The organism is Actinomadura sp. HBU206391, from assembly GCF_014323665.1.
In the GTDB taxonomy this organism is placed as follows: Bacteria; Actinomycetota; Actinomycetes; order Streptosporangiales; family Streptosporangiaceae; genus Actinomadura_C.
This window is the reverse complement of the sequence record NZ_JABVEB010000001.1, coordinates 102832-116952: the sequence shown is the minus strand read 5'-3', so window position 1 is coordinate 116952 and position 14121 is coordinate 102832. Positions and strand designations below refer to the sequence as shown.

The following is a 14121-nucleotide window of genomic DNA, read 5'->3' as shown; positions in this document are numbered from 1 at the left end:
AGTGGCGCATGACCGCTGAACGTCCCGAAGAACCGAGTCCCGAGGAGGTCCGGGAGCGGCTCCAACGCCGCGCGATCTTCCTGCGCGAGCTTGCCGAGGCCCGGGAGCTCCGGCGGAGGGTCGCCCCCCGCCGATCTCGCCGTGCCGCCATCCGCGCGACGCTTCGCATGCGTACGTTCCGGATCATCTGACCGAGGGCACCGCGAGTTTCGGGGTGGAGCGCGCGTCCGCACGCCGCATCTGCGACCATTCCCAGGCAGGTACCGCGGCGGTGGGGTGACGATGACGGACGTAAGCATGACTGACTTCGCTGTTGTGGTTTTCCGGGAGGACGACAGCTGGGAGACAGAGCTGCTCCCGGTCGCCCTCACCGGTGATCTGGCGGGGTTCGTGCACGCTCTGCGGCAGCAGCCCGGCATCGGCGGCACGATCGGGCTGGCGGCGGTCGGCGATGACTTCTTCGTCGCGATCCGCGTGCTGGGCGACGACGTCATGGTGTTCCTCTCCGACGTGACCGCGTCGGTCGAGTGGGGACTGGCCCGGCAGGTCCTCGATTACCTCGACATTCCGGTGCCCGAGGACGAGGAACTCGATCAGGTGCTGCCCGTGGGGGACATGTCGATCTTCGCGGACCTGGGTCTGGACGAGATGGAGCTCGGCGCGCTCTCCGGTGATCTCGACCTCTATCCTGACGAGATGCTGCTGAGCATCGCCGGCCGTCTCGGCTTCGGCCACCCGTTCGAGCGCGCGATCGACAGCATCGGCTGATCCCGCCCCGTGGGCGGGGCCCGATGTGCCGTGAATCCCTTGACCGCATCGTTGACACGGATGCTTCGCGGTCGTCACTAGGTCACAATGAGAGACATGCCGTACTTCGCTGCCGTCTTCGCCCGCACCGAGCAGGGTTGGCTGGGCACCGAGACCGAACTGGCCGAGGCAGAGGGCATAGACGACGTCGCCGACGTGATGCGCGAGGTCGCGATGGAGACGACCGGCGACCCCGTCCTGCTGCTCCTCGAAGAGGACGACCAGTGGTTCGCCGTCATCCGCATGGACGACCAGGATGAGCCGCGCGTCTTCGTGTCCGACTCGGCCGCCGGTCTGACCAGCGACCTCGCGGGCCTGCTCAGCCAGTCGGTCGGAGAGACACCACTCGACGGCGACGCGAGCGGTGACGCCGACCTGCTCGACGATCTGGGCGTCGACGCCAAGCGGCTGCTCGAGCTCAGCGAGCGGGCGCTGCCCGGCGACGCGCTGCTGACCGTCGCCGAGCAGACCGGATTCGCCGAGGAGTTCGACCGCCTCCGTGACTGAGCCGACCGACCCCGGCGGGCTCGCCGAGCCGACGGAGTTCGACGAGGTCATGCGGCTGGCGCTGGCCGAGGCCCGGCGGGCGGGCGAGGCCGGGGAGGTCCCGGTGGGCGCCGTGGTCGTGAACGCCGCAGGGGAGATCGTCGGCACCGGTCACAACGAGCGGGAACGCACGGCCGATCCCACCGGTCACGCCGAGATGGTCGCGCTTCGCCGGGCCGCCGCCCGGCTGGACGCGTGGCGGCTCGAGGGCTGCACGCTGGTCGTCACACTGGAGCCCTGCACCATGTGCGCCGGCGCGGCCGTGCTCGCCCGGGTCGACCGGGTCGTGTACGGCGCCGTCGACCCCAAGGCCGGCGCGGTCGGATCTCTCTGGGACGTCGTACGGGACCGCCGGCTCAACCATCGGCCCGAGGTGATCGCCGAGGTGCTCGCACCGGAGTGCGGAGCTCTGCTCACCGAGTTCTTCGCGCGCCGCAGAGTCGGGTAGGCTTCCCCGCGGTGGAGTCGCCTAGTGGCCGAGGGCGCACGCCTCGAAAGCGTGTGATGGGGCAACTCATCCGTGGGTTCAAATCCCACCTCCACCGCCGAGCCGACCAACGAGCACGCTGAAGCCCGTTCCCCCCGCGGAGCGGGCTTCGTCGTTTTCCGGACCCGGCCGTGCCCTTGTTGGCGCCGGGCTCGCCGGGGATGATCCGGTCATGTCGCAGGATTCCAAGGACGACCCTCCCGGCTTCGCCCCGCCGTCCGAGCCGCTGCCCGACCCTGGTCCGGCCGCCGAGCCTCAGCCGCCACCATACGGACGGCCTTACGGGACGCCGGGACCGGTGCCCGGCAGCTCGCCGGGCGCCCATGGGGCGCCGCCGCCCTATCAGCCGTACCCCCAAGCCCCTCCTTACCTCCATGCGCCGCCACCGGCCGACCCGACCCTCGCCGAGTGGTGGCAGCGGCTGGTCGCCCGGATCGTCGACACCGTCATCATCGGCCTGGTGGTCTTGCCGCTGTGGATCTGGCTCTATGTCTGGTACTTCGGACTTCCGTACCCCGAGACCGCCGCAGGCGAGCCCGACCTGGAAGCGGCGCTGAGGCAGGAACTGGCGTTCTTCGGCCTCAGCCTGCTGATCGGCCTGGTACAGGCGGTGATCACGTTCTTTTACGACTGGCTCCAGCAGGGGAGATCGGGGCAGACCGTCGGCAAGCGCGTCATGAAGACCAGGGTCGTCGCGCTGCCCGACCGCGCTCCTCTGACCGGGGGCACCGCCGCCAAGCGCGCCGGGGCCTATGCCGTCGCGGGGCAGATCCCCGTACTGGGTCTGCTGGATGTGCTGTGGCATCTCTGGGACAGGCCGCACCGCCAGTGCCTGCACGACAAGTTCGCCGGCACGGTGGTCGTCAAGATCACGCCCGGCCAGGGCGCCGTGCCCGGGCCGTGGGACGGGCGGTAGGCCGCAGGGGGCGCGTGAACACGGGGGAGGAGAGGCGCGGCGCCGGCACGTCGGCCGGAGGCCGCCCGCTCACTGGGCGTCGAGGTCCAGCACCCGGGCATGCAGCACGAGCCGCTGGTGGAGTGCGGCGCGCAGAGCGCGGTGCAGCCCGTCCTCCAGGTACAGCTCGCCGTGCCACTGCACGACGTGCGGGAAGAGGTCCCCGTAGAACGTCGAGTCCCTGGCGAGCAGCGAGTGCAGGTCGAGCTCCCGCTTCGTGGTGATCAGCTGGTCCAGGCGGACCTGGCGCGGGGGGATCTTCGCCCAGTCCCGAGACTCGAGTCTGTGCTCGGGATAAGGGCGCCCTTCGCCTACCGACTTAAAGATCACGCAGTGGAGTCTACGTGGCTCGGCGAGATCGGGCCGACCAGAGGAACAGGAATGGTCGCCCCGGCCCCGGTCGGTGGCATCGGCCTCAGTCGATCAGTCCGAGTCGCCGTAGCGTCTCCTTGTCCCACGGCAGACCGTCGGTGTCGGTGAACAGGGCGTGATAGACGCGGACGTCATCCGGACCGGTGAGCTTGAGGGCCACGGGGGTTTCGAGCTCCTCTCGGCCGAGCGGCCGGAGGCCGGAATCGGTAAGCCGGCTCAGCAACCAACGCTCATGGTCGGAGAGGTCGTCGGTGGAGGGGGTAAGAATCTCGTCCCATGCCTGGCCGACCCGGGCCAGCAGCGCGTACGGCCCGACCATGGAGATCGACATCGCCCATGTACGGTTGTCGCTGGAAACGAGATAATTGAAAGCGAGGTCGTCGTTCTCGTCGGTGTCCTCGGTGACTTTGAAGTTCTTGGCGATCGACTCGACGAGGGCATCGTAAGGGCGTTCCTCCAAGGCCCTGCGGACGAAGAAGAATTTCGGATCCGATAGTGACCCGTAGGTCTGCTCGATTCTCCGTAGAATCTCATCCATTGATTTCACCTGTTAAGTCTTTGGATGTCCGTGGATCATGCCCTTGTCGTCCATGTGCACACGGACCTTCGTCTGAGGCTTGCCGTCGACCGTATGGCCGGTAGTGTACCCAAAGTCAAGATCTCGTTGTCTGGGGTTGCGCGGGTTGGTCGTTCCGCGCGACCACGCCTCATAGGTGTGTTCGTTCGCATATCTCTCGTCCCCGTTCCAGGCCGATCCTTGTTGACCGCGCCTTTTCCGGGCTTCGAATTCAGGGGTTCCCGGGACATGTTCGCGTTGTTTGGCGCCTTTGATCCCGACGGGATGTGCGGGAATCCCACCGTGATGCGGCAGCGCGTCGGACGGCTTCGCGCCCTGGCCATGCCTCTGCATCCACCGGAGAAAACTCTCGGCGGCCTTGAACGGACCTTTGGCCCCACTGCCGCCGGCGGATCTCGGCGGATGCCATTTAACCATTGAGAATTACCTCGGCCAGGTCGACGAGCTTGTCAAGGGGCTACGGTCCCGGAGTCGGACCGGGGGTGATTCACATCGGGGAACGCTCGGCGTTCGGAGAACTCCTCGGCGGTGAGACCCATCATGATCAGGTCGTGATGGCGACCGGCGAAGTACTCGTGATCGCGTAGTCGTCCCTCCTCGACGAAGCCGAGCTTGGTGTGGAGCGCGATCGAGGCCTCGTTGAAGGCGTGGATCCCGACTTCGCACTTGTGGTAGCGGCGCTCGCCGAACATGAAGGTGAGCAGGATCGAAATGGCCTCACTGGCGTATCCGGAGCGCTGATGGCGGTGGCCGATCACAATGCCATAGCTGAAGTGCCCCGCTCTGGGGTCGGCGTCGCCGGTGTTCAGCGTGCCGACCATGACCTCGTCCCGCAGAGCCACGATCGCCAGCCGGAAGCTGTCGCCGTCCGGTGGTCGGGCCGCCTCTTCCAGGGTCCATCGCCGGTACCCCTCGTCCGACCGCGGCGGATGCAGCATGTCCCCGCTGCGCTTGTCGACCGAATGCTCGTCGAATTCCTTGAAGGCTTGCCAGTCCTCGGGCTCGACTCCTCGCAGCCGAACCCGTTCACCAGTCCAGACTGAGGTCATGCAGGCGACTGAAGCAGACCGATCACATTGACGGCAACCGGTCGGCCGAGAGTGCACTGGGCCGGGGAACGCATCGGGTCGAGCGCCGCCACGGCCGAGCGTCACCAGGGCGAGGGGCGCAGATAGCCTCGGTCCCATGAGCTGGCTGCCCGATGGTTTCGCCCACCCCGTCCACGTTCCACTGCCCGGCGGCGCACATCACCTGCGGCCGATCAGGGAGGCCGATACCGAGCTCGACCACCCGGCCGTGATGGGCTCCCGCGAGCGGTTGTGGGGCATCTTCGGTCCGGCCTGGGGCTGGCCGAAGGAGACGATGACCTACGAGGAGGACCGTGTGGACCTCCTCCGGCACGAGAAGGAGATAGCCGCCCACCAGTCCTTCAACTACGCGCTGTTCGACGCGACGGAGACCGCCATCCTCGGCTGCGTCTACATCGACCCGCCCGAGCGGGTCGGCGCGGACGGCGAGATCTCCTGGTGGGTGGTGGACGAACTGCTCGGCAGCGCGGTGGAGCGCGCGCTGGACGCGCTGGTGCCGCAGTGGATCGCCGCCGACTGGCCGTTCCGGCGGCCCCGCTACCTGGGCCGTGACATCTCCTGGCGGGACTGGCTTGCCCTTCCGCGCTCCGAACCTGAACGGGCTCGCGGATGAGACTGGAAGATCAACGAAGGCCGGTGTCCCAGGACACCGGCCTTCACGTTGTGCCTGCTCAGGGCTGGCGGAGGATAGGAGATTCGAACTCCTGAGGCGTTGCCACCAACACGCTTTCCAAGCGTGCGCCCTAGGCCACTAGGCGAATCCTCCGCCGCTGAGCTTACCGGTTCGCGGGCAGTGGCCGTACCCCCACGACGGCGCTGAGGGGGAGGGGTCCGTAGATGTGCGGGAAGACGTCGTCGCCCACGGCCTCATGCCGTACGGGCGCGGTGATCCGCTCGGTGTCGATCTCCAGCAGTACGAGGTCGTCGAGGTCGGCGTAGAAGGCGCGCTGGACCGCCTCGACCTGCGTCTCATCGCTGGAGCAGTGGATGAATCCCTCCTGCTGGAGGGTCCGTCCGCGGGTCGACATCTCGTACGGCCCCCCGGCCGCGGACGCCGCGTCCCAGTCGGCCCGCCGGGCGATGTGGAAGATCTCCATGGGGCTTGAGCCTATGGACTCTGCGGAGCTGGCGGAACTCACGTCGCGGATGCCATAGACTCGGCTGAGACCCCTCGCACGGCGTCCATCCTGTGAACCTCCCCAGGGCCGGAAGGCAGCAAGGATAAGCAGGCTCTGACGGGTGTGCGGGGGGTCCCCTGTTTCTGACCAGGACGGACCCCCATGAGTCTGGCTCTGTACCGAAAGTACCGGCCAGCGACGTTCGCCGAGCTCAAGGGACAAGAACACGTCGCCGAGCCGCTCCAGCAGGCGCTGCGCAACGGTCGTGTCAATCACGCATATCTGTTCAGCGGGCCGCGCGGCTGCGGCAAGACCTCCAGCGCCCGCATCCTGGCCCGATCGCTCAACTGTGAGCGGGGCCCGACTCCGGACCCGTGTGGCGAGTGCGACTCCTGTGTCGCTCTGGGGCCCGCCGGTTCGGGGCACATCGACGTCATCGAGATCGACGCCGCCTCCCACGGCGGTGTGGACGATGCCCGTGACCTTCGCGAGCGCGCCTTCTTCGCGCCGGTGGCCGCGCGCTTCAAGATCTACATCATCGACGAAGCGCACATGGTCACCCGCGAGGGCTTCAACGCGCTGCTGAAGCTCGTCGAGGAGCCGCCGCCGCACCTGAAGTTCATCTTCGCGACCACCGAGCCCGAGAAGGTGATCGGGACGATCCGGTCCCGAACCCACCACTACCCGTTCCGGCTGATGCCGCCGGGGGTGCTGCGGGATCTGCTCGAGGAGATCCTTCGGTCCGAGAAGGTGGAGTTCGAGGCCGCGGCGCTGCCTCTGGTGGTCCGGGCCGGGGCCGGTTCGGCGCGCGACTCGCTGTCGATCCTCGACCAGCTGCTCGCCGGGTCCGACGAGGCCGGCATCACCTACGCGCGCGCCGTGTCGCTGCTCGGATACACCGACTCGGCCCTGCTGGACGAGGTCGTGGACGCGTTCGTAGCCCGGGACGGAGCCGCGGTCTTCGCCGCCGTCGACCGAGTGATCGAGAGCGGCCAGGACCCGCGCAGGTTCGCCGCCGATCTCCTCGAGCGAGTACGCGATCTCGTGGTGCTGGCGAACGTGCCGGACGCCGGCGCCACAGGGCTCCTGGACATGCCCCAGGACGAACTCGAACGGATGCGCGACCAGGTCGCCGGCATGGGGCAGGGAGAGCTGACCCGGGCCGCCGACCTGCTGCACACCGGCCTGACCGAGATGCGCGGGGCGACGTCTCCGCGGCTGCTGCTCGAACTGATCTGCGCCCGGATCCTGCTGCCCGGGGCCTACGACGACGAGGTCTCGGTGTTCGCCCGGCTCGACCGGCTCGAACGACGCTTCGCCATGGGCGGCGGCGAGGCCCCCGTGCGACCACCGGCCCGGCCGGCGCAACCGGCCCCAGCACCAGCGCGACCTGCACCCGCGCAACCCCCGCCCACCCAGGGGGGCGACCCCACTTCCATTGTCCAGCGCGGCGCCGTCCCCGCGGAGGCCGAACGGCGTTCTGTGGATAACTCGCCGGCGCCCGCCGCTGCCCGTGACGGCGGCGACGCGGCCCCCCGGACGCGATCGCAGGACCCCGCTCCGCCGCCACGGGCGGCCGAGCCCGCCCCCGCTCCGCAAGCCGCCCGGCCACCGGCGCAGCCGACTCCCCAGGCCGCTCCGCCCCCGGCCGCCGCGCCCGCAGCGGCCGGAGGTCTGGACATCGGAGCCGTCCATCGCTCCTGGGGGGACATCCTCGAAGCGGTCAAGCAGCGGAGCAAGGTCGCCTGGATCATGCTCGACGGCACGCAGCCCGCGTCGGTCGAGCAGAACGTGCTGACCGTCGCCTTCGCCGAGGAGGGCAAGCGCAAGGGCTTCGCGGTCGGCGGCAAGGACGTCGTCTTCCGTGCGGTCCTCAAGGAGTACCTCGGCGTCGACTGGCGGGTCGAGACGGTGCTCGCCGATCCCCGTACGGTGCGTCCCATGGGCGGCGACTCCAGGCCCAGCGGCCCCACCGGTCCTCCCGGGCCTCCCGCCGGCACCGTCCGGTCCGCCGGGGCCTCGCAGCCGCCATCGGCCGCGAGGCCGAACACGGCGACGGCGGCACGGGATCGACCCGCGGAACCACCGCCACCGCCACCGCCTGACGGTCCTGCGCCGATGGACGAGAGCGACGAGGTCGATCCCGACGGTGACGCGGACGCGAGCACCGATACCGAGTTCAGCGGCATGGCGCTCATCCAGCGTGAGCTCGGCGGGCAGATCATCAGAGAGATCGACAACACCTGACCGGCCACCCTCGACGGTGGTCGGTTCTCAACCGATTCGCTCCCTTTCGGGAAGCGGCGCCGCCGCCTCCCGAGGGGAGGGCCCACGTACCGCATCGATGCCGGAACCCGTAGTCTCGGGAAGACGGACACTCAAAGGAGAGCACCGTGGAACCCGGTGGTGAGCTCAACTTCCAACATGTGCTGGAGCAGGCGCAGCGCATGAACCAGCAACTACTCAGCGCTCAGCAGGAGCTCGCGGAGACGGAGGTGGAAGGCACGGCGGGCGGTGGCCTGGTCAAAGTGACGGTGAACGGCACTGGCGAGATCATGGAGCTGGTCATCGACCCCAAGGCCATCGATCCCGGTGAGCCCCAGGAGACGGCTGAGACGCTGGCTGACCTGATCCTCGCCGCGATCCGCGATGCCGGACGCGCCGCTCAGGAGATCCAGGAAGAGAAGATGGGGCCGCTCACCGAGGGCCTTGGCGGAGCCGGCTTCCCCGGTCTGCCCGGGTTCTGATCCATGTACGAGGGCGTCGTCCAGAACCTCATCGACGAGTTGGGCAGGCTGCCCGGCGTCGGTCCCAAGAGTGCGCAGCGGATCGCCTTCCACCTGCTCGCCGCCGATCCGGCCGACGTCACCCGGCTGAGCGAGGCGCTCATAGAGGTGAAGGACAAGGTCCGGTTCTGCCGCACGTGCGGCAACGTGGCCGAGGCCGAGGAGTGCCGGATCTGCCGCGACCACCGGCGGGATCCGCACGTCATCTGTGTCGTCGAAGAGTCCAAGGACGTCGTCGCGGTCGAGAAGACGCGTGAGTTCCGCGGGCGCTACCACGTGCTCGGAGGGGCGATCAGCCCCATCGAGGGGATCGGCCCCGAGGAACTGCGCATCAGGGAGCTGATGCAGCGCCTCGCGGACGGTGAGATCACCGAACTGATCCTCGCCACCGACCCCAACCTGGAGGGAGAGGCGACGGCGACCTACCTCGCAAGGCTTGTGAAACCCATGGGCATCACTGTTACCCGCCTGGCCAGCGGCCTCCCCGTGGGAGGCGACCTCGAGTACGCAGACGAGGTCACACTGGGCCGCGCATTCGAAGGAAGGAGGCTCCTCGATGTCTAGTTTCAACACCGCAGACTTCAACACCGCAGAGGACTGGAACACCCTCGCCGAGCGGGTGGTGCGCCACGTCAGGAACTACCTCGGTGGGCTCGACGCGGTGGCGCGAGGCGAGGCGGGCACGCACACCGTGCCGCTGCTGTTGCTCGAGGTATCACAGGTGATCCTCGCCGGAGCACAGCTCGGTGCCAGCGCCGACGTGATCCTGCCGGACAACTGGGAGCCCGAGGTGGGCGAGGACCCCGACCTGGACGCCGTACGACAGGGACTCGCCGAGCGGCTGGCCCTCGTGGACGACTACACCGAGGTGTTCGACCCCTACAAGGACAACGAGTCGACGCCGTACCGGCTCTCCGACGACCTCGTGGACGTCGCCAGCGACCTGATCCACGGGCTGCGGCACTACGAGAAGGGCCGCCCCCTGGAGGCACTGTGGTGGTGGCAGTACAGCTACTTCAACCACTGGGGCAACCACGCCGGTGCCGCGCTGCGGGCGCTGCACGCGGTGGTGGCCGGTGCCAGGCTGGACGTCGAGACGGAACCCGTCGCCACTTCCTGATACGGATGTCTCATCTTGCGAGACGATCCGGCCCATGTCGTGGGTTCACGACCTGGGTAGACTCGACGGCCGGTACGCCTGACCCCGATCCGAGGAGCGCACACTCGTGGCTCTTGTCGTGCAGAAGTACGGCGGCTCTTCCGTCGCCGACGCAGACGGCGTGAAGCGGGTCGCCCAGCGCATCGTCGCCACGAAGAAGACGGGCAACGACGTGGTCGTCGTGGTCTCGGCGATGGGCGACACCACAGATGAGCTGATCGACCTGGCCGAGCAGATCAGTCCGCTTCCGCCCGGTCGGGAGCTCGACATGCTCCTGACGGCGGGCGAGCGGATCTCGATGGCGCTGCTCGCCATGGCCATCGCCAACCTGGGTCATGAGGCGCGCTCGTTCACGGGCTCCCAGGCCGGTGTGATCACCGATGGCTCGCACGGCAAGGCCCGCATCATCGACGTGACCCCCGGCCGGATCCGTAGCGCCCTGGACGAGGGCTCGATCTGCATCGTGGCCGGTTTCCAGGGTGTCTCCCAGGACTCCAAGGACATCACCACGCTCGGCCGGGGCGGCTCCGACACCACGGCCGTGGCGCTGGCCGCCGCGCTCAACGCGGACGTCTGTGAGATCTACTCCGACGTCGACGGGATCTTCACCGCCGATCCGCGGATCGTCCCGTCCGCGCGGCGCATCCCGCAGATCTCCTTCGAGGAGATGCTCGAGATGGCCGCCTGCGGGGCCAAGATCCTGCACCTGCGCTGCGTGGAGTACGCGCGGCGCTACAACATGCCGATCCACGTCCGCTCCTCGTTCAGCCAGCGGGTGGGCACCTGGGTCAGGGACAGCATCGAGGCCAGTGAGGCCGAGGGGGACGAGATGGAGCAAGCGATCATCTCCGGCGTGGCACACGACCGGAGCGAGGCGAAGATCACCGTCGTCGGGGTACCCGACAAGGTCGGCGAGGCCGCCACGATCTTCGCGGTGCTGTCCGACGCCGAGATCAACCTCGACATGATCGTGCAGAACGTGTCGGCCGCCGCCACCGGGCGTACGGACATCTCCTTCACGCTGCCGCGCACCGACGGCCAGGCGGCGATGACCGCGCTCAACAAGGTCAAGGAGCGGATCGGCTTCGAGTCGCTGCGATACGACGACCGCATCGGCAAGGTGTCGCTCATCGGCGCCGGCATGCGCTCGCACCCTGGCGTGACCGCGCGGCTGTTCGGCGCGATCGCCAACGCCGGCGTGAACATCGAGATGATCTCCACCTCGGAGATCCGGATCTCGGTCATCGTCGACCAGGACGACATCGACGCCGCGGTGCAGAGTGCGCACGCCGCCTTCGACCTCGACGCCGACCAGGTCGAGGCGGTCATCTACGGAGGCACCGGGCGATGAGCGCCTACCCCGGCGCCCGAGCCGGCCGGCCCACCCTGGCCGTCGTCGGCGCGACCGGCGCCGTCGGCTCCGTGATGCTCCGGATCCTGTCCACCCGCGAGGACGTGTACGGCGAGATCCGTCTGGTGGCCTCGCCCCGGTCGGCCGGCCGCAAGCTGTCGGTACGCGGCGAAGAGGTCGAGGTCGTCGCGCTCGCCCCCGAGGTGTTCGACGGCGTCGACGTGGCGATGTTCGACGTGCCCGACGCGGTGTCGGCCGAGTGGGCTCCCATCGCGGCCGAGCGGGGCGCGATCGTGGTGGACAACTCAGGCGCCTTCCGGATGGCCGAGGACGTCCCGCTCGTCGTGCCCGAGGTCAACCCGGAGCAGGTGCGCAACCGGCCCAGGGGCATCATCGCCAACCCCAACTGCACGACGCTGTCGATGATCGTCGCGATCGGTGTACTGCACGAGATGTACGGGCTGCGCGAGCTCGTCGTCGCGTCCTACCAGGCCGCCTCGGGTGCGGGCCAGGAGGGCGTCGACACCCTGTACGACCAGCTGGAGCGGGTCGCCGGCAAGCGCGGGCTCGGCGAGCGCGCCGGTGACATCCGCGGCGTGGTCGGCGACCTCGGCCCCTTCCCGGCACCGCTGGCACTCAATGTCGTGCCGTGGGCGGGTTCGCTCAAGGAGGACGGCTGGAGCTCGGAGGAGCTCAAGGTCCGCAACGAGTCCCGGAAGATCCTCGGCCTGCCCGACCTGCGGGTGTCCGCGACGTGCGTGCGCGTCCCCGTGGTGACCACGCACTCCCTCGCCGTCCATGCGGTCTTCGATCGCGATGTCGACCAGCGGGAGGCCCAGGCCGTCCTCGCCGGGGCGCCAGGCGTGGTCCTCGTCGACCATCCGGAGGACTTCGAGTTCCCGACCCCGGCCGACGTCGTCGGCACCGACCCGACCTGGGTGGGCAGGGTGCGCCGTTCACTCGACGACCCGAGAGCGCTCGACCTGTTCCTGTGCGGCGACAACCTGCGCAAGGGCGCCGCGCTCAACACCGCCCAGATCGCCGAACTGGTGGCGACGGAGCTCACCTGACGACGTTGAGCTGAAGCGGCGACGCGCGGCCCGGGGTGATCCCCGGGCCGCGTTTTCTTTGCGCCGGCGGCTCGACGAATCCGCTCAACGAATCGCCCGGCGAATCGGCTCAACGAATCGGTCCGCTCGCCACGTTCAAGGGGGAGAGACGACCGAGCCGAGAGATGAGGATTCCGGTGGGCTTCGAGGAGTTCCTCACCGCGCGGCTTCCCGCGCTGCTGCGTTTCGCCACCGCCCTGGTCGGTGATCCCCACCGGGCCGAAGACGTCGTCCAGGACGTGCTGATCCGGGCGCAAGGCCGCTGGCGGCGCATCAGCGCGATGGACGCCCCCGAGGCGTACCTGAAGCGCATGATCATCAATGAGTACCTGTCGTGGCGGCGGCGCCGTTCGTCCCAAGAGGTCCCGGCGGCCGAGGGGCTGCTGGACGCGGCGATCGAGCCCGAGGACGACCCCGCGCGCCGGTACGAGCAGCGCGACGCCCTATGGTCCGGCATGGCCGTGCTGCCGCCTCGGCAGCGTGCCGTGCTCGCCCTCCGCTATTACGAGGGCATGTCCACCGCCGAGATCGCCGACATCCTCGGCTGTTCCGAGACGACCGTGCGTTCCCACGCCTCTCGTGCGCTGGCCGAGCTCAGGCTGGATTCCGGTGGGGACCTGGAGTTGCAAGGTGACACCGCCAAGGGAGAGCTCCGATGACGACCGACGAACTGATCCGCCAGGCGTTCGAGCGGCAGGCGCGGCAGGCTCCCGACCCCGGCCAGGTGCTCGCCCGCTTCCGGGTCAGGGCGCACCGCGCCCGGCGGCGGCGTGCGATGACGCGGGGCGCTGCGGCCGCGGTGGCCGCCGCCGTGGGCGTGTCCGCCGTCCTGCTGGGGCAGGACGCGCTGACCGAGCGGCCGGAGCCGATTCCGCACCAGGTCCAGGCGGGTCCGCCGCCGGCGCCGGTCCCCTTGCTCTACCGCCCGGCGTGGATGCCGCGTGGGCTGACGGAGGTAGCGCGCTGGATCGGCGTGGGCGTGCGGGAGTCGGAACGGGAACGTGTCTGGGCGAGCGCCGCGGGCGGCGACTCGGCCCCCATGGTCTCGGTCCGCGTCGAGGGCCGTACGCAAGGCGGTCACGACGACACCTTCCAGTCGCTGCGGCGGCTGGCGGACGCGGCGGAGGTGACGGTGAAGGGACACCGGGCCCTGCGTCGGCAGGACGGCGCGATGTGCGTGGTGGCATGGCGGCCCACGGCCGAGCGGGTCCTGTCCGTGACGACGCGGAATCTTCCCGGCTCGTGTGGCGACGCCGTACGGACGGCACGCTCGGTGGTCCGGGACGAGGAGGCGACGGTGGTGCCGCCGTTGCGGGCCGGCTGGCTGCCGGCGCCGTACTCCACCGGCCGTGTCCTCGTGAGCCGGGCCGGCTCCGGCTGCCGGGCCGAACTGATCGCGTTCAGCGCGCTGCGCTCGTTCAGTATCGAGGTAGGCCGGGGTTCGCTTCCCGCGCGGGGCAGGTCGCTTCAGATCGGCGGGCGCTCGGCCCGCGTCTACCCGCTGGCGCCGCCCTCCGCAGACGCGCAGCCCGGCACGGCCATCGCCGTGGACCTCGGCGCGGGCCGGTTGCTGGTCGTCGCCGACTCTGAGGGCGGTCCGGCGCTGACCGAGCCGCAGCTCGGCCGGATCGCTGCGGGCGTGAGCGTCGGTGCCTTGGACGATGCCTGCTCCTGGCCGGACCGGTAATGGCGGGCGGGCGCCGCCGGGCGGGGCCGTCGCCACCGACGGGACCGGCGGGTGTTCCGGCGTCATGGCGTGTGGCCCT

Annotated in this window: 18 protein-coding genes, 2 tRNA genes and 1 other RNA gene; 16 read left to right on the top strand and 5 right to left on the bottom strand. The window is 69.4% G+C overall.

Annotation, left to right across the window (positions count from 1 at the left end; translation table 11 throughout):
* Positions 1-8 precede the first annotated feature (8 nt).
* From HKK72_RS00610 to HKK72_RS00585, 6 genes are all read left to right on the top strand, one after another.
* Positions 9-191, top strand: a complete 183-nt coding sequence (locus tag HKK72_RS00610) for a hypothetical protein (RefSeq protein WP_187232196.1) — start codon at positions 9-11, stop codon at positions 189-191.
* 91 nt (positions 192-282) lie between these two features.
* Positions 283-768, top strand: coding sequence for a tRNA adenosine deaminase-associated protein (locus HKK72_RS00605; RefSeq protein ID WP_187232195.1), 486 nt, complete (start codon positions 283-285; stop codon positions 766-768).
* Between the two features lie 96 nt (positions 769-864).
* Positions 865-1314 (top strand): tRNA adenosine deaminase-associated protein, encoded by a 450-nt coding sequence (locus HKK72_RS00600; protein ID WP_187232194.1) that lies wholly within the window; start codon positions 865-867, stop codon positions 1312-1314.
* Positions 1315-1363: 49 nt separating this feature from the next.
* Positions 1364-1801 carry a tRNA adenosine(34) deaminase TadA gene (gene tadA / locus HKK72_RS00595; RefSeq protein ID WP_187232479.1) on the top strand — a complete coding sequence of 146 codons (438 nt, stop codon included), beginning with the start codon at positions 1364-1366 and terminating at the stop codon, positions 1799-1801.
* Positions 1802-1811: 10 nt separating this feature from the next.
* Positions 1812-1898: transfer RNA gene (locus HKK72_RS00590), tRNA-Ser, on the top strand.
* A gap of 114 nt (positions 1899-2012) precedes the next feature.
* Positions 2013-2756: an RDD family protein gene (locus HKK72_RS00585; protein WP_187232193.1), complete on the top strand. Its 744-nt coding sequence runs from the start codon at positions 2013-2015 to the stop codon at positions 2754-2756.
* 69 nt (positions 2757-2825) lie between these two features.
* Here the strand turns inward: HKK72_RS00585 and HKK72_RS00580 are convergent, their stop codons facing one another.
* From HKK72_RS00580 to HKK72_RS00570, 3 genes are all read right to left on the bottom strand, one after another.
* The gene (locus HKK72_RS00580; RefSeq protein ID WP_187232192.1) at positions 2826-3125 is read right to left on the bottom strand and encodes a type II toxin-antitoxin system VapB family antitoxin; all 300 of its coding nucleotides are present in this window, start codon (positions 3123-3125) and stop codon (positions 2826-2828) included.
* Positions 3126-3210: 85 nt separating this feature from the next.
* Positions 3211-3705: a hypothetical protein gene (locus HKK72_RS00575; protein ID WP_187232191.1), complete on the bottom strand. Its 495-nt coding sequence runs from the start codon at positions 3703-3705 to the stop codon at positions 3211-3213.
* A gap of 488 nt (positions 3706-4193) precedes the next feature.
* Complete coding sequence (locus HKK72_RS00570; protein WP_187232190.1) at positions 4194-4793, bottom strand: GNAT family N-acetyltransferase; 600 nt, start codon at positions 4791-4793, stop codon at positions 4194-4196.
* A 136-nt stretch (positions 4794-4929) separates the two neighbouring features.
* On the opposite strand from HKK72_RS00570, the gene HKK72_RS00565 reads away from it, so the two are divergent.
* Entirely contained in the window at positions 4930-5445 is a 516-nt protein-coding gene (locus HKK72_RS00565) for an N-acetyltransferase (protein ID WP_187232189.1), read from the top strand.
* 65 nt (positions 5446-5510) lie between these two features.
* On the opposite strand, the gene HKK72_RS00560 is transcribed toward HKK72_RS00565, so the two are convergent.
* Positions 5511-5598: transfer RNA gene (locus tag HKK72_RS00560), tRNA-Ser, on the bottom strand.
* Between the two features lie 10 nt (positions 5599-5608).
* Complete coding sequence (locus HKK72_RS00555) at positions 5609-5929, bottom strand: DUF952 domain-containing protein (RefSeq protein ID WP_187232188.1); 321 nt, start codon at positions 5927-5929, stop codon at positions 5609-5611.
* Positions 5930-5994: 65 nt separating this feature from the next.
* Between HKK72_RS00555 and ffs the strand changes: the two genes are divergently transcribed.
* The 9 genes from ffs (at position 5995) to HKK72_RS00510 (ending at position 14042) form a co-directional block, all read left to right on the top strand.
* Positions 5995-6091, top strand: an RNA gene (gene ffs, locus HKK72_RS00550) — signal recognition particle sRNA small type.
* Between the two features lie 21 nt (positions 6092-6112).
* Complete coding sequence (locus tag HKK72_RS00545; protein WP_187232187.1) at positions 6113-8197, top strand: DNA polymerase III subunit gamma and tau; 2085 nt, start codon at positions 6113-6115, stop codon at positions 8195-8197.
* Between the two features lie 146 nt (positions 8198-8343).
* Positions 8344-8697: a YbaB/EbfC family nucleoid-associated protein gene (locus HKK72_RS00540; RefSeq protein ID WP_187232186.1), complete on the top strand. Its 354-nt coding sequence runs from the start codon at positions 8344-8346 to the stop codon at positions 8695-8697.
* 3 nt (positions 8698-8700) lie between these two features.
* Positions 8701-9300, top strand: coding sequence for a recombination mediator RecR (gene recR, locus HKK72_RS00535; RefSeq protein WP_187232185.1), 600 nt, complete (start codon positions 8701-8703; stop codon positions 9298-9300).
* On the top strand, positions 9293-9856 hold the full coding sequence (locus tag HKK72_RS00530; protein WP_187232184.1) for a DUF5063 domain-containing protein: 564 nt from the start codon (positions 9293-9295) through the stop codon (positions 9854-9856). Before recR ends, HKK72_RS00530 begins: the two co-directional genes overlap by 8 nt.
* Positions 9857-9962: 106 nt before the next feature.
* Positions 9963-11246: an aspartate kinase gene (locus tag HKK72_RS00525; RefSeq protein WP_187232183.1), complete on the top strand. Its 1284-nt coding sequence runs from the start codon at positions 9963-9965 to the stop codon at positions 11244-11246.
* A complete protein-coding gene (locus HKK72_RS00520; RefSeq protein WP_187232182.1) occupies positions 11243-12316 on the top strand; it encodes an aspartate-semialdehyde dehydrogenase in 1074 nt (357 codons plus the stop codon). Before HKK72_RS00525 ends, HKK72_RS00520 begins: the two co-directional genes overlap by 4 nt.
* Positions 12317-12480: 164 nt before the next feature.
* On the top strand, positions 12481-13014 hold the full coding sequence (locus HKK72_RS00515) for a SigE family RNA polymerase sigma factor (RefSeq protein WP_187232181.1): 534 nt from the start codon (positions 12481-12483) through the stop codon (positions 13012-13014).
* Positions 13011-14042, top strand: coding sequence for a hypothetical protein (locus HKK72_RS00510; protein WP_187232180.1), 1032 nt, complete (start codon positions 13011-13013; stop codon positions 14040-14042). Before HKK72_RS00515 ends, HKK72_RS00510 begins: the two co-directional genes overlap by 4 nt.
* Positions 14043-14121: the final 79 nt, after the last annotated feature.